We start from the raw sequence: 21,141 nt of genomic DNA on the forward strand, positions 1-21,141 counted from the left end.
CCATGGTAAGCCATGAGCGCATAGTCGGTAGGCCCGGATCTTTTATTTATGGGTTCGTTAACGCCATATCGCAGCGTACGAACGAGGCGCCCGGCAGGAAGGCGTTCCGCCTGAAGAGGCAAGCTCTCTTCGCTATCGTACGCAGATATCTACATTTTTCTCGTATCGAGGCGATGCGTCAGTACGTGGCCCGCTTGCTCCTTCATGCCGCCTTGTTCGGAATGAGCGAATAATCCGAATTTGCGCAGCAATCTGATCGCGTAATCCTGTAAACCCGCGCGCCGAATCCCAATATAAATCCACACACCAATGCACGACGTGCAAAACCATAGGATGCCGTAGCCGGATATTGCCCGCTGCCCCTCTAGCCACGGCGTCGCAAGTACTGCAGCGGCCATCAAAAAATTGAACGCTATGGCGGCACCGCACCAGTTCAATCGATTCGTCAATGTGGTGACTTTGCGCTGCCCTGACGCATAGTCGGCGTCGAGCCCGGCTACGAAAGCGACACGCTCGCCGAATTGTCCCTCGACCTCGGCTTGCGCGCTCGCAGAACGCGTAAATTGCGTATCCGTTTGCTGCAATTGCTCGCTTAGCCGAAGCGCCTCGTTGATAACACCAATATCGGTTTGAGGATCATGCGCATCGAAGTCGGTCGCGACGCATGAGCTGTTGATTCGACTTGTAAGCGGCTGCAAACAAGCCTCCATGTAGGGCTCGCCCAAAAAATCCAGCACGCGCCGCATCGCTTGCTCCGGATTGCGCACCAGATCGTCGTAACGCAGCCTATGCACGACTTGCGTACCGTATGCACGCTCAGCGCGGATGCAAGCTTGCACCGTTCCAAGCCAATACTCGTAGGCTTGCTGTTCCGTATCCACCAGCTTCCCGCCACTGCCCATGTTGAAATTGAGCATGGAGTTCACGACAGCACGGACGTCTCGAACGATGTGCACGAATTTCGCGTTGGGAAATAACTTTCTCAAGCCTGCGATGTAATAGGAATACTCCGGCGTGCCATCGACCCAACGCACCTTCGGATCGTCGGCTGACTGCGACAAAGCAAATGCGGGATTGATCTGAGATGGGTCGTATTTGCTGCAATCCCTGGATATCCGCTCCTGCCGAGCACGACAGCCAAGAATCATCGCATTGATGCTGTCGCCGAATGTCCTAAAGAAAACCTCGCGGTCCATGCCAAGCGCAGAAAGTTGCGATCGATGACCATGCAGGTTTCCGGTTCGATATTGAACTCCAACATTGACCGCAAACTCGCCAAGCCAGCCCGATTCCTCTTGGGGAAGGATGTTGGCATGCTGCCCGAGGCACCAGGTCAGGATGCTCGTACCCGATCGCGGCGAACCGACCACGAAGATCGGATCGCTATTACACTTGGCATCGCCTTTTAACATTTGATAACCCCGGGCGACGTGTCGAATTCCGCCGCCTTTCTGTTCTGCGCAGTCAACGGCCCCACATTCCGTGTCGCAAAATCAAGCTGCACGCGTCAGCCTATCGTAAGGTTACAGTTTTTTTAAAGGCCCCGCAAAGCCCGCTGTTTTCAACGAAAAAGAGGTCGCTCTTGGATATCCCAGGGTCGTCTTTTCGCCGATGGGGGGCCATTTCTTATACGGCGGGAGACAGACGAACGCCCGGGAGCTTGCGCATCGCTGTCAAAGCTATGCCGATCACCATCAAAGCAAGGTGTTCGCCATGCATCTGCGTCCGTCGCATGACGGACACCGACGGCATGTATCCGTCGATGCTTCGGCTCGGATCGCTACTGGGGAAGCACGTCGGGTTGCTTCAACGTTGTGAAGGAAGCAACGCGCCCGTGTGATATTTCAAAAGGACAAAAGGCGCAAGCCGCATTCCCGGAGATTGCGCACGTCAGACGCGCTATGGTCGTGCTTAGCCGGCAAGCTTATTCACTAAGCTCAATGCCCAATTCGTCCGTTGCGATGCAATGGCATGCTCGAGATAACATCTCGCACTTTCGACGCCCAGCGTATACATCAATGGCCCAAATTGCGGGTCCTTCAATCGCTCGATATTTTGCGGTACCGCCGTCCAAATACGAGTTAGCAGTTCGTCGGCCGTGCATTCTTTGGTACGACTAAATTCGGCGAGAAACGCCCATGTCCGCCCATGAAGAGGATGAATGGTAAAGCCGAACTCGCTGAAGATCGGAGCTAGCCCCTTAAGCGAATACGAGACGATATGACCGCGAGCATACGGATCGAGATAACCGGGGTCGTATTGCTTTACATGCTCGGGCTGCGAGCTATTGAAATAGTAAATGGCGCCAGGAACCGAACGCGAAGCCAATTGCTGCAGAAGCTTTCGCAAGATGGACGGCGTGAGGTGTTCGATGACCTCAATGCACGAACCCGCCTCGAACTCGAAGGGCACGCTATCAAGCGAGCCAACAATGTAGTTGGGATGTGTCGTTCGGAATTGCTCCGCCGGCGGAAAGAGTTCGACAGCGTGAAACATGGACTTGGAGGACGGCATGACAACCGACAGAGCGTCGAGCAGATAGCCAGGCCCCGAACCGATATCGACGTAACGAGTGATCGGAATACGGCTGTACAAAAACGTTTCCGCAACGCGGTTCAGTGAAGCGCCGAATGATCGCTCGCGCGCGGCTTTCAGCTCTTCTTCCCAGTACCCATCCGTGTAGTTGCCCAGCTTTCCCGCCTCGACATCCGCCAGGAATTGCGGATCGGCCGACAAACTTCCGCACTTTCTGCATTCGAAATACTGAACATCAGAAACGACGCGGTACGCAGTCAAGGAATTACTGGAGCAAACCGGGCAGGACACTATTAGAACCCCTTCGTATGCATGACGTCGGCTGTGCATTGCATTTCGAGCCATCCTGGCCGCAGTGAACGCGCGCGCCGGAATTTCTCCATTATCGTTGTCAGTGTTACAGCGGAGTGAATTCTCACTTTTGCGCACCGTTAGGCGGCTCGCAACGACTAAACGCATGGTAGCGGATATTGCGTGCGCCAGATATATCGACTGTTACGTCAGGCGAAATCTGTGTGTTTTGACGTCTAAGCGTTGAACGTTGGCATACCTGTTCGTCGATTCCGACGTTCGATCAGGCTACTGATTCAACTACCTGGGCTGCGCTCCAGGGAAGACACGAGACTTATCTGCCATCGCCTCATCTATCATCACATAGGCTCCCACGCCGGCAGCTTGCGAAGCTTGCAGATCACTGACATTGTCCCCCACCATCACTGAGGCGGATAAGTCGATGTCATAGCGATCGGCTGCAGCCAAAATCATGCCGGGCTGCGGTTTCCTGCATTCGCAATTTAGCCGCCATTCTCCTAGACCTTCGGGGTGATGGGGACAGTAATAGGTCGCAAGCAGCCGGATACCTCGCTCCGCAAATTGGCCGTGCATCCATCGCGTGTAGGTGAGATAGGCAGCTTCTGTGTAGTAACCGCGCGCAATGCCCGCCTGGTTGGTGACCACGACAAGTTGGTAGTCGGCGTTCTGCGCGATGCGACACAACTGGAAAATGCCGTCCACCCAGTCGGTTTGCCCTGGTGTATGAACATAGCCGTGATTGACGTTGATCACGCCATCGCGATCGAGAAATAAGGCCTTTTTCCGATCGTGACGTGGTAGCGCGGGTTTGGCCTCAAGCTCGAACAACCGCGGACAGCCGCTAGCGGTCATGTCAACCCCAGAAACATTTGCTGCGCGCGCTGATAATCGTCCGGCACACCTATATCGATGAAGTGAGACGATTCACCGAAAGCAGCCACTCTTCCAGCCATTGCTTCGGGGCGAAGCACTTCCGTTTCGAAAGAATAGCTTTTCTCTTTGGGAAGGCCTGCGATCGCTTCGCGTGCAAGAAAGTAGGTGCCTGCGTTGATGTATCCGGCTCCGCTGCTTCCTTTCTCACGAAACGCAACAACGTGCCCTGCGTTGGTTTCCACGGCGCCGTAACGCGCAACGTCGGGCACGGACGCCAAGACCATACCCATGGAAAGGCCGCAGGCACGGGTGCGTTCCTCAAGCTCGCCAAGATTTGCTCGGACGAACGTGTCGCCATTGGTCAAATAGGCACAATCGCCTTGAAGTCGTTGCGCGGCTAGACGAATCGCGCCGCCTGTGCCGAGCGGCTCGGTTTCCCGAGAGTAGACAATGTCCATGCCTTGCCAATTGTCGCCAATCGCTTGCTCGATCTTTTCGGCCATATGGCCCGTAGCAAGAATTACGCGCCGCATACCTTCTCGAGCTAGCTGATCCAGCAGATAGGCCAAAAACGGACGTCCGGCAACCGGCGCCAACGGCTTGGGAAGATCGACCACAACATCGCGCAGGCGCGTACCCAAGCCACCCGCCAGAACGATGGCCTCCTCACACTTTGGCATCGCCGAATATCTCTTGCTCGATGAGGCCACACAACAAGTGACCGAGGAATTCATGGCCTTCTTGTATTTTTGGCGTTTCGGTGGAGGGAATGCGGAAACAGATGTCGCACGACTCGCCCATCGCCCCGCCACTCTTTCCAGTAAACCCGATCACGGCAATGCCCGCAGCACGCGCTGCCTGGATGGCACGGACGATATTCTTGGAATTTCCCGACGTGGAAATCGCCAACAGCACATCCCCCTGCCGCCCCAGCGCTTCGACCTGGCGCGCGAACACGTAGTCGTAGCCGTAATCGTTGCCGATCGCCGTAAGAATGCTGGTGTCCGTGCTCAGCGCAATGCCCGGCAGGCCGGGTCGATCGAAATTGAAGCGACTGACAAGCTCGCCAGCCCAATGCTGCGCGTCAGCGGCACTGCCTCCGTTTCCGGCAAACAGCAGCTTGTTGCTGCTGCGTAGCGCGTTCACGCACATCGTGAGCGCCTTGCCAATCTGTGCGTGCAATTGGCTGTCATTGGACATGGCCGTCAGCACATCGATGGACTTGCTGAACTCGGCCTCGAGGGTGATCTTCAAGCGATCCGCCATGACGTGGCTCCTTGCTGGGTAAAATGAAAATCGAGCAGCCTTCCACCCTGTGAAGCCAAAGCTCTCGTCAAACCGATGCGTTTCTCCGGGCTGCACATAAACATCATGAAGCCACCACCGCCGGCACCGGAAACTTTAGCAGCGTGCGCGCCGTTGGCGAAAGCGAGCTTCTCGACATCGTCGATAAGCGGATTGCTAATCGACGATGCCATGTTTTTCTTCGCCTCCCAACCCGCTTGAAGCGTTTGCGCCAAACGACGCAAGTCGCCCTTGAGCACGCACTCTTTCATCTGCACGGCTTCTTGCTTAAGGCTGTGCATCGCCTCGATGGACGACTGCTTGCCCTCCGTTACGTTGCGCGATTGCTGATCGATGATATCGGCCGAAGCGCGCGAAACGCCTGTGAAATACAGCACCAACGAGGCCTCGAGCTCAGACCATACCCAGTCCTTCACGCGTAAGGGGTTGACGATGACGCGGTTGCCTTCATAGAACTCCATGAAATTGAACCCGCCAAACGCCGCCGCATATTGATCTTGCTTGCCGCCGGCAAGCTTCAGATCGTTGCGCTCTATGTCATAGGCCAAGTGCGCTACTTCATACTCCCCCAACGGGAGCGCGAAAAATTCGGCAAACGCCTGAACCAACGCGACGACCATGGTCGACGACGAGCCCAAGCCCGAACCGGGCGGCGCATCGGAAAAAGTCTGCACCTTCAGCGCCCGTTGTTCGCCATGCAAAAACTCCCGGCAGATGCGCGCATAGACACCCTTGAGCAGTTGAAGCGGACCGCTAAGCGCGACGTCGCTGCCGCAGTCGATTTCTTCACTGACACCCACGTCCAGCGCCGCGAATTCGCAGCGACCGCTCTCGCTATCAGAGAGGATGGCGAATGCATGTTTGTCGATGGTGACATTCATGACATGTCCACCGAACACGTCGCAGTAAGGAGACACGTCGGTGCCGCCGCCTGCAAGACCAAGACGCAATGGCGCGCGTGAACGGACGATCATTGGCGGACCTCAATGGAAAAGATATCCGCGAGCGAACGACGCATGCTCTCTCGCGAGAAACGCGCTTTGGCATATTGAGCCGAGTTTAATGACAAGCGCTGCCACTCCTCGTCGTTACGAAGCAGCTCGACGATGCTCTGCGCAATGGAAGATTCATCGTCGACGATGCGCGCCACTTCCTGAATTCCGTGCAGCCCCTGAGCACCGACTGACGTGGTGACCAGCGGCACGCCGCGCTGCAACGCTTCAACGACCTTGGACTTGATGCCCGCACCGAAGCGAAGCGGTACCACGGCGACGCGACAATGCTTGTAAAAATCCTGCAGCACTTTGTCTTCGACATAGCCGGTAACGATCACATGATCCGACTCGAGCGAACGTACTCGTTCTGTCGGATTGGATCCCACCAAATACAGGCGAACCGAAGGATGGCTCTGACGTACCAGAGGGAAAATCGATTCCACGAGCCACGCGGCTGCGTCTTCGTTCGGCGGATGCCCAAACCCTGCCACGAACAGCAGATCATTGCGCGAGGCGAGCGGCGTATCCGGCGCGCCAAAGTCGTCAAAGCAATAAGCCTGAACTGCCCGACTCGCGACATTGGGCGCAAGTCGGGTCACGGTATCGATTTCTTCCTGGCTTGGATACAACACGACGTCCGAGCGCGCCCATAACATCGCTTCGAGCGACTCTGCCTGATCGGCCTGAGCTTTTTGCTTGGGATCGGCACTCACTTCATATTGCTGTCGCAGCCGCATGAAATGAAGGTCATGACCATAGTAAACAACCCGCGCTTGAGGCGCGTGAAGCTTAATTGCGTCGATGAACTTGATGGCGACATGCGGACGACTGAGCAGGACACTGTCCAATTCGCTGCCGTATTCACGCAGGAAACGCTCAAATCCATCCATCCAGCCAACCCCATAGATCACCTCCACACCCATTGCCTGCAGGGCGGGCGTATACGCGGGGTCGCGCCACAGGTTTTCAGGCCAGAATTTGATCGAGCACCCTAGATCGCAAAGAGAGCGCATGAATTGCATCATCGTCCGCGAACCGGCGTCTCTATCCGGTTGCGGCACGTAGTGATCGACGACTAGCACGACATGCTTCTTGCGCGCGCGTTCCCGCGCACGCAATACATGCTGAGCATTGGGGTAGTTATCGGCGTCGAGCGTCTTCGCCCAGCGTTCTGCAAACTTCTTCTGATTGGCGACCTGATAGGCCTTGATGCCGCTGGATTCATCCGTGCCGTGCGAAATGCCTTCGTAATGGACGACGCGCGAGAACGGCGTGTAATACACCTTGTGTCCAGTAGTGCGAAGCTTGAACGCGAGATCCGAATCTTCGCAATATGCCGGCAAATAGAGCTCGTCGAAACCGCCTACTCGCTCAAATAGTGCGCGATCGATTAACAACGAGGCGCCAGAGCAATAGTCCACCTCGCGCACGTAGTTGAATTGCGGATCCTCGGGATCGCCGAAGCGTCCGAAATTCCAGGCGGAGCCGTCCTTCCACATGATGCCGCCAGCTTCCTGCAACTGACCGTTCGGGTACACCAACATGGAGCCGGCGGCGCCGCAATCGGAGCGCTCTTGGAATACGCGTAGCAACGCGTCCAACCAACCTTTAGTGACTTCGGTATCGTTGTTGAGGAAATAGACATAGCGGCCGCGCGCCAGCCCAGCCGCGCGATTGCAACTGCGAATGAACCCGAGGTTCTGCGGATTGACTTCGTATCGCAACCCAGGCACTTGCGCCAGACGGTGTATTTCCGAATCCCCAGAATCGTCTTCGACAACCAATATTTCCACCTTGGCTTTCGGCAGATATTCGGAGATCGACTTCAGACATCGCGAGGTGTAGTCAAGCCGGCCGTATGTCGGAATGATGATGGAGACCAACGGCTTGTCGATAGACGGAAATGCCAGCGCCGAGAGCATATCGTCGATCTCTTCTGACGAGATATGCAACTTCACGGCGGCATTCGAACCACCCGGGGCTTTCCGTGAATGAATCAACGCTCGGGCTGCGCGCTTTAGCGGCGACGCAAAGCGCGACTGCATTATCCTGGTATTACGTAGCGAGTCCGTTAGAGCAGCCCAATCGCCGCGCGCAACTTTGCTTACAACGCGAAGTGGTTTCGTGATGCGCCACGAATACGAGTCCACAATCTTCTGGGAAAGATTTCGCCATGCTTCCACCTCTTTCCGTAGATCGCTGGCACGATCGTATAACGCTCGCTTCTCCTGAGTTACTCGAAATAAATCGCCTTTAGCGGAATGAAGCTCGCTTTCGATCGACTGAATTCGTTCCGTACGCTCGATGAGCTCGCGACTATCGTTTGCGATGTGCGAACGCGCTTGGGCAAGTTCCGCATCGCGCCGCTCAAGAACATGAGCGGTTTCGGTACACAGCGCCATAACCAGCTGCGGCAAATGCGAAGATTCATCGCATAAGCGCACGTCGTAAATCTCACGCGAAGGTACGGGAATCGTGCGCTCGACTTCACCGCTATGCTTGTCGATAACGGCAATATGTCCGCTGGCATGTTGCGCATTCACCGGAGTATTGCGCGACAGACTGACGCCCACGTAATAGTGCGACGCTCCCACCGCCAAGCCGCGCGCATAGCCGCCCACCGACAGAGTCCGCACGCACTCCCAATTTTTGAACACGCGCAGCTCGCCGGCTTCCGAATCGCATAACAGCAACTCGTCGCCGCAGGCGACCATGGTATGCGGCTGAGACAATCCATCGATGAGGATTTCTCCGCTGCGAACATCACGCACGATACCACGGCGGGCCGTCTGTCCCTTGTATTCGCGATGAAGATCGAAATCACCGAACATGCCTACGAGAAGACGCCCCTGATAAAGGCATAGGCAGTTGAGATGGATGGAATCTTGTTGGCCAGGAAATACCCAACGTTCAAGCTCACGCCAATCGCTGTCGTAAGCGACTACTGCATTCGGGTACGTACAAGCGACGTAGATCGTCGAACTATCGATCAAGATATCGTGGAGATCCAGTTCGTGGTCGGCCAGCGGGATGTGCGCGTACGTTCCGTTCTTGCATACGGAAACCGTGCTTGCGCCGTTTGCCTGCAACGCCCGCACGCAGCGACCATCCGCGATAGCCAATCCCGTTGCATCCAACGTGGAAAGACGTTGCGCAACGCCATTGGCGACGTAAAACAGCCCGCCCTCGTTCGGAGCGGATACGAGCAAGGACTCAGTCGACATTAATCGCCCCGCAAGCCCTTTTAAATGTCCGCACTATCCGCCTCCGTGACATGAACGTCCAGCTCCATATCCGCTATGCCATTGGTGTGCTGCGCGCCGCCGATAATCGTAAGGATGATCGCGTCCACGCGACGATCCATGGCGCGAATTTCCGCACCTTGATCGTCGTATTGGGATACCCCGACGGTCACGAAATACTGTCCCGGCAACAACGTCGCGCGCAGGTCGAACTCGATCAGCGCAATAGCTCCGGCCGCATAGCTGAAAAGCCTGTTATGCACCGTAAAGGAATTTGCGCTGTACACCACCGATCCTTCGCGCGTACGCACTTGCATGCCGAAGATGATGCGATCGGCGCCTTGTTCGAATCCGTATCTGACCAGCAATCGGAACCGCTCGCGCGCATTGACGATGGGCGGTACGTCGCGCTGACCTTCGACCACAAAATCCAATGCACGGGCTGAGCCGTCGCCAAGGCGCGTTTCGTCTCGGTTGTAGCCTGCGCGATGCGCGAACAAATCCTGGTGCGCCAGCGCGGCGAAATAACTGCGGTCGCCAAGGGCGATCGCTTCCACCTCGCTTGGTTCGGACGATGACGTCTCGCTCTTGATGGCCTTTACGGGGCTATGGGAACCGAATACACGGCGCAGATATTCGGTGACTGCAGGCTTGGCAGGACCGTCGAACACCATGTTGCCGCGATCGATCACGATCCCGCGATCGCACAGCTGCATAAGCGTATCCAGCGAGTGCGTTACGAATAGCAGCGTGCATCCGCCTTCGCGCAGCTCGTTGATACGCTTGAAGCACTTGCGTTGAAAATACACATCCCCGACCGACAGCGCCTCGTCGATGATCAGCACATCCGGATCGCAGAACGCCGCCACCGCGAACGCCAAGCGCACGTACATACCGCTCGAATACGTCTTGACCGGTTGATCGATATGCTCGCCGATCTCGGCAAAATCGACGATTTCCTGATAGCGCCGCTTCAAGGTTTCTTCGGGAATGCCGTAGACCAGGCCGCTGAGGAAGACGTTTTCCTTACCCGTGAATTCCGGATTGAACCCGGCGCCCAGTTCGAGCAGCGCGGCAATGCGCCCATGGGAGCGCACCTCGCCGTTGGAGGCTTCCAAGGTGCCGCAGACAATTTGCAGCAAGGTGGATTTGCCCGATCCGTTGCGGCCGATAACGCCAACCGCCTCACCCCGGCGCACGTCGAACGAAACGTCGTTGAGCGCCCAGAATTCTCGGAAGTACGAACGCGAACTACGTCCCAGCCATTTCCTCAAACGAGGAATCACCATCTGTTTGAGGCGATCCTGCGGGCTGGCGTAGATGTCGTATCGTTTTGAAAGCCCTTTCACCGAAACAGCAATGGACGCGGCGGGCACCACTTCATCAAAGGACATCGGCGAACCCCCGGCGGCTGCGCTGGAACCATGCAAAAGACGCCCACGCGAAACACATACCCACCGCGGTATACAAAATCAGTGCAGTCCAGTTCGGCATGCGATCCCAAACAAGCACGTCGCGCGATGCGATGACGATTTCGGTCAACGGATTGAGGTACATCCAGTAGCGCAACTGCCCCGGGATGTTGGTGATCGGGTAGAACACCGGCGCCAAGAACAGCATGGCCGTCGTAATGACGCCGATTGCCTGCTTTAGATCGCGCAGAAATACGCCCAGCGACGCCAGCAGCCAAATCGTACCCACCATCACCGGCAGAAAGGCCAACACAACGACTGGAAAAAGCACGATGGTAAGCGGCACCGATCCGCGCACAAACAACGAAAACGCCAGCAACACGATGGTGGATACGAGCAAATGAAACAGCGCCGAACCCAAGATGCTCCAGCCAAGCGTTTCCAGCGGGAATACCACCTTCTTGACGAAATTCGTGTTTTCAATAATCAGCGTCGGTGCGCGATTGGCGCACTCGGAATAAAAAGCGTTGATATTGAGTCCCGCGAATAAAATCACGGCGAAGTCGAAATGTCCGCTGGTTTGACCGACCCAACGGGAATGAAAGATCACGCTGAACACGAAGGTATAGATCGCTAGCATGAAAAGCGGATTGAGAAACGACCACAGCAGGCCGATAAAGGATCCGCGATACCGGCCCATGACGTCCCGCTTGGCGATTTGCACGACCAGCGCGTGGTGCCGCTTGAGCGGCATGAAGGGCGACAATGGGTTTGAGAGTCGGTAATTGGAAATCATGAAATGCCTTAAATCTGGTGCACGTACCGACCGAATCGCAGGAGACCCGCAACACGAGCCTCCCTTACCGAGTAAGCGTCGACCATCAGCTCAATGCCGAATCAAGCTCATTGCGCAGATCTTCGACATCCTCGACGCCTACGGAGAGGCGCACCAAGCCGTCGCTGATACCCAGACGCTTGCGATTGGCAGCCGGCACCGACGCGTGCGTCATGATGGCCGGATGTTCAATCAAACTTTCCACACCACCCAAGGACTCGGCCAACGCAAACAGTTCGCAACGCTCAAGCATGCGGCGCGCCTTTTTCAGGCCACCCTTTACTTCCACGCTGATAATGCCGCCGAAACCGTTCATCTGACGGCGAGCAAGCGCATGTTGCGGATGACTCTTGAGGCCAGGGTAGATAACCCGATCGATCGCTGGATGAGTTTCCAACCATCGCGCGATATCCAGCGCGGAGGCGCAATGGGCCTTCATGCGCAGATGGAGCGTTTTCAGGCCGCGCATGGCGAGAAACGAATCGAAAGGCCCGGCGACCGCTCCTACCGAGTTCTGCACGAACGCCATCTGCTCGGCCAACGCCTTGGAGCCTGCGACGACGATACCGCCCACCATGTCCGAATGGCCATTGAGGTACTTGGTGGCCGAATGCAGGACAAGGTCGGCGCCATGTTCCAGCGGGCGCTGAAGCATGGGTGAGCAGAAGGTGTTGTCCACCACCATGATCAACCCATGCTTTTTGGCGAAGCGGGCAATGGCCGAGAGATCGACCAGCTTCAGCATCGGGTTGGTCGGTGTCTCGACCCAGATCATGCGGGTGTTGGGTTTGAGGGCCGCCTTAAGCGCGACGGTATCGTTCAGATCGACAAAACTGAAATCCAGCCCGGCCGAACGCCGGCGGACCCGCTCGAAGAGGCGATAGCTGCCTCCGTAGAGGTCGTCCATGGCAATGACATGGCTGCCTGACTCCAACAAATCCAGCACGGTGGCCGCGGCGGCCAGGCCTGACGCGAACGCAAAGCCCGCCACGCCCCCTTCCAGATCGGCAACGCAACGCTCATAGGCCATGCGCGTCGGATTTTGGGTGCGGGAATATTCGTATCCCTTGTGCTTGCCCGGACTTTCCTGCACGTAGGTGGAGGTGGCGTAGATCGGGGTCATGATGGCGCCGGTCGAGGGATCGGGCTGTTGCCCCGCATGGATGGCTCGCGTGCCCAATCCTTGCTTCGCCGCCGCCTTAGTGGATTTCTTCATGCTTTTTTGCCCTTAGCCCGTAGGGTCATCGCCATAAACGCGCCATGATACCTGTTACGGCTGAATAGCTTAAATAAACCAATGGCGTGGAAGCGCCCGTTCCCAGCGTGAATGCCGACCCGATGGGGCAAAAGGCCGCAGGACCGGCACAACGTGCTTTCGCCAACTCGCATCAAGGCTGAAACGCACAACCGGCGACGGCGTTTATGTTTGACGGAGTCTTGGACGCCTTGTCCGCCAATGCTTTTCGGGCCAACTCGTGTGCTTTAGCTGCAAATTCCCCCCAGAACCTCGCCAATCTCCTGGGACCGGCCATCAGCGGAAGGATGATGGAACGACGCTAAACTTGTCTGGAGGGAGCCGATCGCTGTGGCGTGAATTCACGCCCGATTCGTTGCTGCGCCCTCCATTGTGTGAACCGAGGACATCATTTCGAACATGCAGCTAACCGCCACCAAAGCGCCCTGGATTCCAAATCGCGTGGAAAAACTTACGAAAGCGAACGACAGTTTGTTCGCGACCATCTCGCGTCGAGGCCGCTTATGAACCATCGTCGCGTTGAAATCCCCGTTCTGAATGGGATTCGAGGCCTCGCTGTCCTCGTCGTGTTTCTGTCCCATGCATCGAACATTTATTTCGGGGGCATCATCGCGGGATGGGGCGGTGGTCAGCTTGGCGTGATGTTGTTTTTCGTACTTAGCGGTTTTCTCATGGCCCATTTGTACATGGGTGAAATCGCATCGCCGGTTACTGCGTACCGATTCGCCGTAAATCGCATGGCGCGCATCTATCCCATGTTTTTACTCGTGGTGATTTTCTGCTTTGCGATATCGCGTCAAGGCGGTTCCTTTTATGTGTACCCGATTCCCACGCTGCACGAGATGCTTTTGCATCTGGCCTTTGTGAGGGGTAACGAGGTGCTTTGGACGATCGGGCCGGAAGTGATTTTTTATGGCTTGTTCGTCATTGCGTGGACGCTGCGTCGCCGTTCCGCTCCGGCCATGTGGGGCTATGTACTGGCTCTGGCGGCAGTGTCGTGGCTTCCATTCGAAGGTATTGAGAGCAACTCGCTCCTTCAGCTGCACGACAAGTTGCCCTTTTTTCTTGCCGGAATGATTTTAGGCATGCACTCGGGCGATCTAATCGACGCATCCAAACGTCAAGCGCCCTGGATGGCGTGGGCGTTTTGGCTCAGCTTTGCGCTCTTCGTGCTGGCCCTGCCGCGATTGCTGGCGCAGGTCGGCCATCTTCCCGCGCACCTGTCTGGCGATCCTTGGCCGCATCCGTGGGGATACCCGATCTATTTGTTCGCCACTGTGTTGTTGTTTTCTGCGGCCGTGGTCGCAAGGCCATGGTTCTTAACCAATCGCGTGGCGCAGTTTTTAGGGCGAATCTCCTATTCGTTTTACCTGCTGCACTTCATGGTGTTGAAGAACATCCAGCTCGTTCTGCCTACGCATCCCGTACGAGCTATCGCATTGGCGGCCTTGGTCACCGTGACGCTGTCTTGGCTCACCTACGTGCTGATCGAAACGCCGGCGAGACGCACACTGCAGCGCCTCGGACCTTCTTCACCCAAAAACGTCATGGCTTCGGCGGCGTAATGCCGTTTTGATAACGCCAGCCACAGCACGTTGCTTACCGTAGCGATCGTTGTCAGCAACGGGCGCGGACCTTGAAGACGCTTCACGCTTCGCACAAAAAAACCCTGGCAGTTCCCCGCCAGGGTTTTTTTGCGTCCGATCCTTGGAACGCGTGTCTACAAAAGACGGAAAATCAGGGCCGCGATGCGGCGTACTTCTTCCAGGCCGCCACAAGGTTCGCTGCATCCACGGAACCCAGGCCGGAAGCCAGACTCCAACCTGGACGCGACGTGTAAGCACGATCGGTCCCCGTGTAGTCGGTCGGCATCAGATTGTTGCTCGTCAAGCCGACCTGAATTTGACCGTACTCGATGGTGCCGTAGAAATAGCAGTTGTACGTGACAAAGGCAAAGTTGGAAGGTTGATAGCACTGGGTAGAGATGTCGCCACGCACGATGTTATGGAACACGCAGCCATTGTTGGCGTAGCTGCCGGTGTCGTTGGAGGCGCAGGTGCTCAATTGAGCATTGTTCGGCGTGGTGCTGGTGCCATACTCCTGCTGGGCCAACGCGTACAAGGTCGGCGCGGCGTTGCCCTGGTTGGCCGGCGTTCCATTGCTGCCCATCGCCTGATCGATAAGCGCTTGAATGCCGGCGAACATCGGGGCCGAAAGCGACGTACCACCTTCCAATGCCACGTTGCCGGTCGTCGGTTGTCCTGACGAATTGAGGGCGCAGTGATCGGCCGCCGTGCAAATGATGGCCCAGGTATGGCCGCCGTACGAGCCGGCGAACAGGGAAACGTCGGGAAGATCGCGCATGCCATCAGGCGCCGCATCGTAGACCCCGCCTTGCCACGCGGGCTTCGCGTCAATGCCGGAGCGTCCGCCGCTGCCCGCCTCGGACGTCACGTAGTAACCGCTCTGGTCCCACTGCAGATAAGCCTGACAGAACGCCAAAGGCGTGTAGCCCAACGCCGCCGCCGCGATGCCGTTGCCGCAAGACTCGTTCCAGGGAATCTCAGGCACATAGCCAAGCGCGGAGCCGCCATAGGCCTGCGTCGTGGAGGCGAAGTACTTGCTGGTGGTGCCGTCCAACACGTCGGCGGTGTCCGTGCCGCCCACACCCGTATCGTTGGGCGAGGTGGCGAACGCATTGGCGTCGACGGCGGTGTTGCCGCCTTCACCATTGATCACGGCACCGTTGAAGCTGGGATTGGAACCGGAATCGCCCGTGGATACGAACACCGAAATACCTTCGGAATCCGCCTGGGCCCACATGGCGTCGATCCCGCTTTTGCTCGCGGAGTCGGTGAAATATTCACCATAGCCGTAGCTGGCGCTGATGATGTTGGGGCGGCCCGTCGTCAGGTTGATTTCGTTCGTGGCCGCAATGAAAACGCCGCCGAAGGCATTCGAGGTCATCGGGTTTTTATTGGCATCCACATCGGAGCAGGCAGCCACCACGATATTCGCGCTGGGCGCCAACGCCGAGGACCATTCCGCATCCAAAAGCGTTTCGGTGCCATCGTCCTGCTTACCGCTGATGGCGTCAGGATCGAGGCAGTTGGTCGTACCACTGGGCGGCGCCGGATTGACCTGCGCAAACGTACCGCCCCATTGCGTGAGGTTGAACGTCTGGGTGAAATTGGTCCAGTCCGCCGGCACCATGTCGTCGTCTTCGACCACCGCGATCGTAACGCCTCGACCCGTAATGCCTTGCTGACGCAGGGCGTTGGCGTCGTACATCTGATTCATGTCATAGGGCACCAGGCCCCGGATTCCGACGGTTCCGATCGGCGCGATGGTCTGGGCCTTGCCGCCCACTCCACCGCCGAACTTGCCGCCTTGGGCCACCAGCTGGGTGACCTGCTGACGATGGATATCCTCGGCGGAAATCGGCTCGTAGGTCTTGGCCGCCGCATTCCAGTGCATGACGTGCTGTTTTTGTGCAAATGCTTGGGCATGGAAGTCGTTGAGTCCCATGACGCCGGCCACCACGCCCTGCAGCGCAGTCGGAATGCTGATGTCGCTGTTATTGGACAAATGCGTGACGGAGGTGGTGGCGCCGCCCAGCGTCTGACGCAAGGTGTAGAGATTTTCCTGGGTATGGAACGCCGCACGCACCTGGCCGGCGGTGCCGCTGAAATCAATCTGGGTTTTATTCGGATAAATGTTGTTGACCGTGAAGCCTTGCGAGGTGAGCCAAGCGGTCACGGTGGCGATGTCGGCATCGGCAACGCCGAAATTCTGACCGTACTGATCGGGCGTGATCCACTGATGGAAGCTCGGCGACTGCGGATTATGCTGCGCGGCGATCAACTGTTTCAGTGCCGCCTGACGCTGCGCGCTAGGCTTCAGAATCAGCTGCATGTGATTCATCGTGGCTGTATCGGGAATGCCGCTACTAGGCGCCACATTGATATTCATGTGCGTACCGGAGACGGGTACGACACTGTTGTTGTTGACGACGACTGTAATGCGCGGCGCTTCCGTCGTATGCAAATTCGCAAGGATGTTGCTGGCGTTATTCGCCTGCGTGGCCGGCGCGACGATCAGTGCGAGGGCGATCGACGCGCCCAGCATGGAATGCTTCAGCTTCATGAGGAATCTTCCCAGAGTTCGAACCAAGGTGATGAGCGCTGGCTCGCGTCCTGAAAGGGAATCCCTTTCAGGCCTGGTCGTAGAGATTGTCGGATCACCCACGTTGTTGGGTGTAGCGCCGAACAAACAACGTAACCAGCCGCTCGAATTGAAATCAGATCTAATGCATCTCAGACAGCAGCTTGATCACGTAGCCATCGCCCCACCCCTCCCTTCCCTGTGATGGACGCACACGACAGTCCCCTGCAAGGTTCGCTGTGCGAACGCTCTGCACATTCCAGTTTCCAATTTGCCCCCGTATCCCCTGGTGCCATTCGAGGATGGCACGATGCAAACTGCTAACTCCGTCAAACTTTTTCCGTTGTATACCTTGGTCTTTTTGGTCGTCAAGAAAAATTCACGACAGCTGTGCCGAACGACATAAACGCAACAAATTTCGATTTTCTGATAGTTCGCATTGAATGCGATTTACAACGTATTGCCGCCCAACGTCCTTGGCACCTGACTGGAAACACGAGTAGCCGGTCCCGGTTCGAAACCATCCAATTCCGGACGAGACGCGAACGTTGCCAATGCGTGCACGAAAGTCGCTGGCCGCCGGCAACGGTCAAACCCAATGGAGACGCGCCGGTCACGGTGGTTTTCCATGGATGAGATTGGATCGGAAGTGAGCGGAAGCCCTTGAGACAACTGGTTATTCACGCTGTGCCAGTCGTGGCTTGACCGCCCATTGTCAAGAGAGGCCAGGCACGCCAAAAGAACCACATCCCATGCCCATATGACAGAATAACCGGCCAACCCGGAGGGACTGATGAAAACACTGCTCGTAACCGGAGGAGCCGGTTTTATTGGCGCCAATTTCGTTCTGCAGATGGTCGCGAACGGCCTGCGGGTGATCAACCTGGACAAACTGACGTATGCCGGAAACCTCGACACGCTCGAGTCTCTGAATGGCAACGACAAACATGTCTTCGTGCAGGGCGACATCGGCGATCGGGCTTTGGTCGCCCGCCTGCTTGGAGAGCATCGGCCCGACGCCGTGGTCAATTTCGCTGCCGAGTCCCATGTCGACCGCTCGATCGATGGCCCCGGTGCGTTCATCCATACCAACGTCGTAGGAACCCTGGGCTTGCTGGAGGCCACGCGCGACTTCTGGCGCGGTCTGGAAGGTTCCAGCAAAGATGCGTTCCGTTTCCTGCACGTCTCGACGGACGAGGTCTACGGCTCGCTCGGGGAAGAAGGCAAGTTCACCGAAACCACGCCTTATGCTCCCAACTCACCGTATTCCGCCTCAAAGGCTGCGTCCGATCATTTGGTGCGCGCGTTCCATCACACCTATGGCCTTCCGACGCTCACAACCAATTGCTCCAACAACTACGGCCCGTTCCAGTTCCCCGAGAAGTTGATTCCACTCGTTATTCAAAAGGCGCTTGCCGGCGAACCCTTACCGGTTTACGGCGATGGCTTGAACATTCGCGATTGGCTGTACGTCGGCGATCACTGCTCGGCGATTCATCGCGTGCTTGAAGGCGGTCGTGTCGGCGAAACCTACAACGTTGGCGGCAACGCCGAGCGCACCAACATCACCGTGGTGAAAACGATTTGCGCGCTGCTCGACGCGCGACGTCCGCTCGCCGATGGCCGCAAGCGCGAATCGCTTATTACGTATGTAAAAGATCGCCCGGGTCACGATCGTCGCTACGCCATCGACTCCAGCAAATTGCAGCGCGAGCTTGGATGGCAACCTTCGCACACTTTCGAAAGCGGCATCGAAGAAACGGTCGATTGGTATCTTGCGAATCAACCGTGGACGCAACGCGTACTCGACGGCAGCTACCGCATGGAGCGTTTGGGCGCATGAGCACACGCAAAGGGATCATCCTGGCCGGCGGATCCGGCACGCGGCTTTATCCGATCACGCAAGCCGTCAGCAAACAGCTCCTGCCGGTTTACGACAAACCGATGATTTTCTATCCGCTGGCGACGCTGATGCTGGCGGGCATTCGTGAAATCCTCATCATTAATACGCCGCATGAGCAGGCGTTGTTCCAGCGTTTGCTTGGCGACGGCTCGCAGTGGGGCCTGGACATTCGTTACGCCGTGCAGCCTTCGCCGGATGGACTGGCGCAAGCATTTCTGATCGGTCGCGACTTTATTGGCGACCATCCGAGTTGCCTGGTGCTTGGCGACAACATTTTCTACGGTGTCGGTTTCACGGAAAGACTGAAGCGCGCAGACGCGCGACAGGACGGCGCCACCGTGTTCGGTTACTGGGTGCGCGATCCCGAACGCTACGGCGTCGCTGAATTCGACGCCAGCGGCCGCGTGGTTGGTCTGGAAGAAAAGCCCGCCAAACCGAAGTCCCACTATGCCGTTACCGGTCTCTATTTCTACGACAAACGCGTCTGCGATTTCGCTGCGGAATTAACGCCCTCTCCGCGCGGCGAGCTGGAAATCACCGACCTCAATCGCCGCTACCTCGAAGACAACACCTTGCATCTGGAGCAGCTCGGGCGAGGTTATGCGTGGCTGGACACCGGCACGCACGAATCGTTGATGGAAGCGGGCAATTACATCGAGACCATCGAAAACCGCCAAGGCTTGAAAGTCTGCTGCCCTGAAGAAATTGCTTTTTCGCACGGCTGGATCGACGCGGAACAAGTGAAGCGGCTCGCCGCGCCACTTTCGAAAACCGGCTACGGCCAATACTTGCTGCATATGGTCGAACAAGGGCATGTGAAATGAAGGTCATCCAAACCTCCCTGCCCGGCGCGGTGGTGATCGAGCCGCAGGTGTTCGGCGATGCGCGCGGCTTTTTCTACGAGAGTTATAACCACGCGAAATACGTCGATGCCGGCATCACATCAACTTTCGTGCAAAGCAATGTGTCGCGCTCCAGCAAAGGCGTGCTGCGCGGATTGCATTACCAGTGGCCCAACCCGCAAGGCAAACTCGTTAGCGTGTTGGAGGGTGAGGTCTACGACGTGGCCGTCGACATCCGTCGCGGTTCACCCACCTTCGGCCAGTGGGCTGGCGTGATGTTGAGCGCCGACAACCATCGTCATTTCTGGATTCCGGAAGGATTCGCGCACGGCTTCTGCGTGTTGTCCGAGCACGCTACCTTTACGTACCAATGCAGTGCGTTGTACGACGCCAAGGCCGACGCTAGCGTGCGTTGGGATGACGCAGCGCTCGGCATCGACTGGCCGGTGCGTGCGCCACAGTTGTCCGAGAAAGATCTCAAAGCGCCGCTGCTGGCGGACATTCCCGCGGAACGACTGCCCCTCTTCGTCGCATGAACATTCTGCTACTTGGCGCCAACGGCCAGCTCGGCCGCAGCTTTATCGAACAAGGCGGCCTTGCCGACCTGGGAAACGTCACGGCGGCTAGCCGCGATGGCGCGCGCTTCGATGACGGCGTTGCCGAAGTTGCCGATCTTTCCGCTCCTGCCACGCTACAGGCCGTGCTGGACAAGGTTCGGCCCAACGTCATCATCAACACCGCCGCGTACACGGCGGTGGATCGCGCCGAACAGGAAGAGTCGCTCGCCACCACGGTGAATGGCGAGTCCGTTGCCGCGATCGCATGCTGGGCTGCGGCGAACGACGCCTTGGTCGTGCATTTTTCCACCGACTACGTTTTCGACGGCGATGCCACGACACCGTATGCGGTTGACGCAGCCACTTCGCCGCTCGGCGCTTACGGCCGCAGCAAGCTGGCAGGAGAACAGGCGCTGCAAGCCAGCGGCGCGGCCTATCTATTGTTCCGCACGGCATGGGTGTACGCGCCGCACGGCCATAATTTTCTGCGCACCATGCTGCGACTCGGCGCGGATCGCGATGAGTTGCGCGTGGTGGCGGATCAATACGGCGCGCCGACCAGCACCGACATCATCGTCCACGCCACGCTCGCCGCGCTGACAGCATGGAAAAACGCCGATGCGTCGCAATGCGCAACGCTGCATGGTGTGCACCACCTGGTCGCCAGCGGCCACACCAGCTGGCACGGGTTTGCGCAGGCCATCTTCGAAAAAGCCCATGCGCGCGGCTTGATCGCTCGCACGCCGAAAGTCCAGGCGATCACCACCGCCGACTACCCCACGCCGGCCAAGCGTCCCACCTGGTCCGTGCTGGACAATCAAGGCTTCCAGCAACGCTTCGGCTATGCTTTAGCCGATTGGCAGCAAGGCCTGGACCATGTCATCGATACTCTCGCCAAGCAGGTTCGTTGA

16 protein-coding genes are annotated in these 21,141 nt (G+C 57.4%); 5 read left to right on the top strand and 11 right to left on the bottom strand.

The features are described 5' to 3' along the window. Positions 1-149: 149 nt before the first annotated feature. From L0U79_RS18820 to L0U79_RS18865, 10 genes are all read right to left on the bottom strand, one after another. Positions 150-1,412, bottom strand: a complete 1,263-nt coding sequence (locus L0U79_RS18820; RefSeq protein ID WP_233843749.1) for a sulfotransferase — start codon at positions 1,410-1,412, stop codon at positions 150-152. A 499-nt stretch (positions 1,413-1,911) separates the two neighbouring features. Further along, complete coding sequence (locus L0U79_RS18825) at positions 1,912-2,736, bottom strand: class I SAM-dependent methyltransferase (RefSeq protein WP_233843750.1); 825 nt, start codon at positions 2,734-2,736, stop codon at positions 1,912-1,914. Between the two features lie 390 nt (positions 2,737-3,126). Continuing rightward, the gene (gmhB, locus tag L0U79_RS18830) at positions 3,127-3,699 is read right to left on the bottom strand and encodes a D-glycero-beta-D-manno-heptose 1,7-bisphosphate 7-phosphatase (protein WP_233843751.1); all 573 of its coding nucleotides are present in this window, start codon (positions 3,697-3,699) and stop codon (positions 3,127-3,129) included. Beyond that, positions 3,696-4,454: a nucleotidyltransferase family protein gene (locus L0U79_RS18835; RefSeq protein WP_233843752.1), complete on the bottom strand. Its 759-nt coding sequence runs from the start codon at positions 4,452-4,454 to the stop codon at positions 3,696-3,698. The genes gmhB and L0U79_RS18835 overlap by 4 nt, the downstream gene beginning before the upstream one ends. After that, positions 4,387-4,986 carry a D-sedoheptulose 7-phosphate isomerase gene (locus tag L0U79_RS18840; RefSeq protein WP_304488657.1) on the bottom strand — a complete coding sequence of 200 codons (600 nt, stop codon included), beginning with the start codon at positions 4,984-4,986 and terminating at the stop codon, positions 4,387-4,389. Before L0U79_RS18840 ends, L0U79_RS18835 begins: the two co-directional genes overlap by 68 nt. Further along, positions 4,971-5,906, bottom strand: a complete 936-nt coding sequence (locus L0U79_RS18845) for a dehydrogenase (RefSeq protein WP_233843753.1) — start codon at positions 5,904-5,906, stop codon at positions 4,971-4,973. The genes L0U79_RS18840 and L0U79_RS18845 overlap by 16 nt, the downstream gene beginning before the upstream one ends. Positions 5,907-5,995: 89 nt before the next feature. Continuing rightward, on the bottom strand, positions 5,996-9,244 hold the full coding sequence (locus L0U79_RS18850) for a glycosyltransferase (protein ID WP_255682820.1): 3,249 nt from the start codon (positions 9,242-9,244) through the stop codon (positions 5,996-5,998). A gap of 20 nt (positions 9,245-9,264) precedes the next feature. After that, on the bottom strand, positions 9,265-10,656 hold the full coding sequence (locus tag L0U79_RS18855; RefSeq protein ID WP_233843755.1) for an ABC transporter ATP-binding protein: 1,392 nt from the start codon (positions 10,654-10,656) through the stop codon (positions 9,265-9,267). Beyond that, the gene (locus L0U79_RS18860; RefSeq protein ID WP_233843756.1) at positions 10,646-11,470 is read right to left on the bottom strand and encodes an ABC transporter permease; all 825 of its coding nucleotides are present in this window, start codon (positions 11,468-11,470) and stop codon (positions 10,646-10,648) included. Before L0U79_RS18860 ends, L0U79_RS18855 begins: the two co-directional genes overlap by 11 nt. An 85-nt stretch (positions 11,471-11,555) precedes the next feature. Then, on the bottom strand, positions 11,556-12,725 hold the full coding sequence (locus L0U79_RS18865; protein WP_233843757.1) for a cystathionine gamma-synthase: 1,170 nt from the start codon (positions 12,723-12,725) through the stop codon (positions 11,556-11,558). Positions 12,726-13,267: 542 nt separating this feature from the next. On the opposite strand from L0U79_RS18865, the gene L0U79_RS18870 reads away from it, so the two are divergent. Further along, a complete protein-coding gene (locus tag L0U79_RS18870; protein ID WP_233843758.1) occupies positions 13,268-14,329 on the top strand; it encodes an acyltransferase in 1,062 nt (353 codons plus the stop codon). Between the two features lie 172 nt (positions 14,330-14,501). Here the strand turns inward: L0U79_RS18870 and L0U79_RS18875 are convergent, their stop codons facing one another. Further along, the gene (locus tag L0U79_RS18875; protein WP_233843759.1) at positions 14,502-16,910 is read right to left on the bottom strand and encodes a protease pro-enzyme activation domain-containing protein; all 2,409 of its coding nucleotides are present in this window, start codon (positions 16,908-16,910) and stop codon (positions 14,502-14,504) included. Between the two features lie 811 nt (positions 16,911-17,721). Here L0U79_RS18875 and rfbB point away from each other — a divergent pair. The 4 genes from rfbB to rfbD are packed head-to-tail and all read left to right on the top strand — an operon-like array spanning position 17,722 to position 21,141. Beyond that, positions 17,722-18,771, top strand: a complete 1,050-nt coding sequence (gene rfbB / locus L0U79_RS18880) for a dTDP-glucose 4,6-dehydratase (RefSeq protein ID WP_233843760.1) — start codon at positions 17,722-17,724, stop codon at positions 18,769-18,771. After that, positions 18,768-19,655: a glucose-1-phosphate thymidylyltransferase RfbA gene (gene rfbA / locus L0U79_RS18885; RefSeq protein ID WP_233843761.1), complete on the top strand. Its 888-nt coding sequence runs from the start codon at positions 18,768-18,770 to the stop codon at positions 19,653-19,655. Before rfbB ends, rfbA begins: the two co-directional genes overlap by 4 nt. Then, a complete protein-coding gene (gene rfbC / locus L0U79_RS18890; protein ID WP_233843762.1) occupies positions 19,652-20,209 on the top strand; it encodes a dTDP-4-dehydrorhamnose 3,5-epimerase in 558 nt (185 codons plus the stop codon). Before rfbA ends, rfbC begins: the two co-directional genes overlap by 4 nt. Beyond that, positions 20,206-21,141, top strand: coding sequence for a dTDP-4-dehydrorhamnose reductase (gene rfbD, locus L0U79_RS18895; RefSeq protein WP_233843763.1), 936 nt, complete (start codon positions 20,206-20,208; stop codon positions 21,139-21,141). Before rfbC ends, rfbD begins: the two co-directional genes overlap by 4 nt.

Origin of the sequence: Dyella sp. 2HG41-7, assembly GCF_021390675.1 — a bacterium.
GTDB lineage: Bacteria > Pseudomonadota > Gammaproteobacteria > Xanthomonadales > Rhodanobacteraceae > Dyella_B.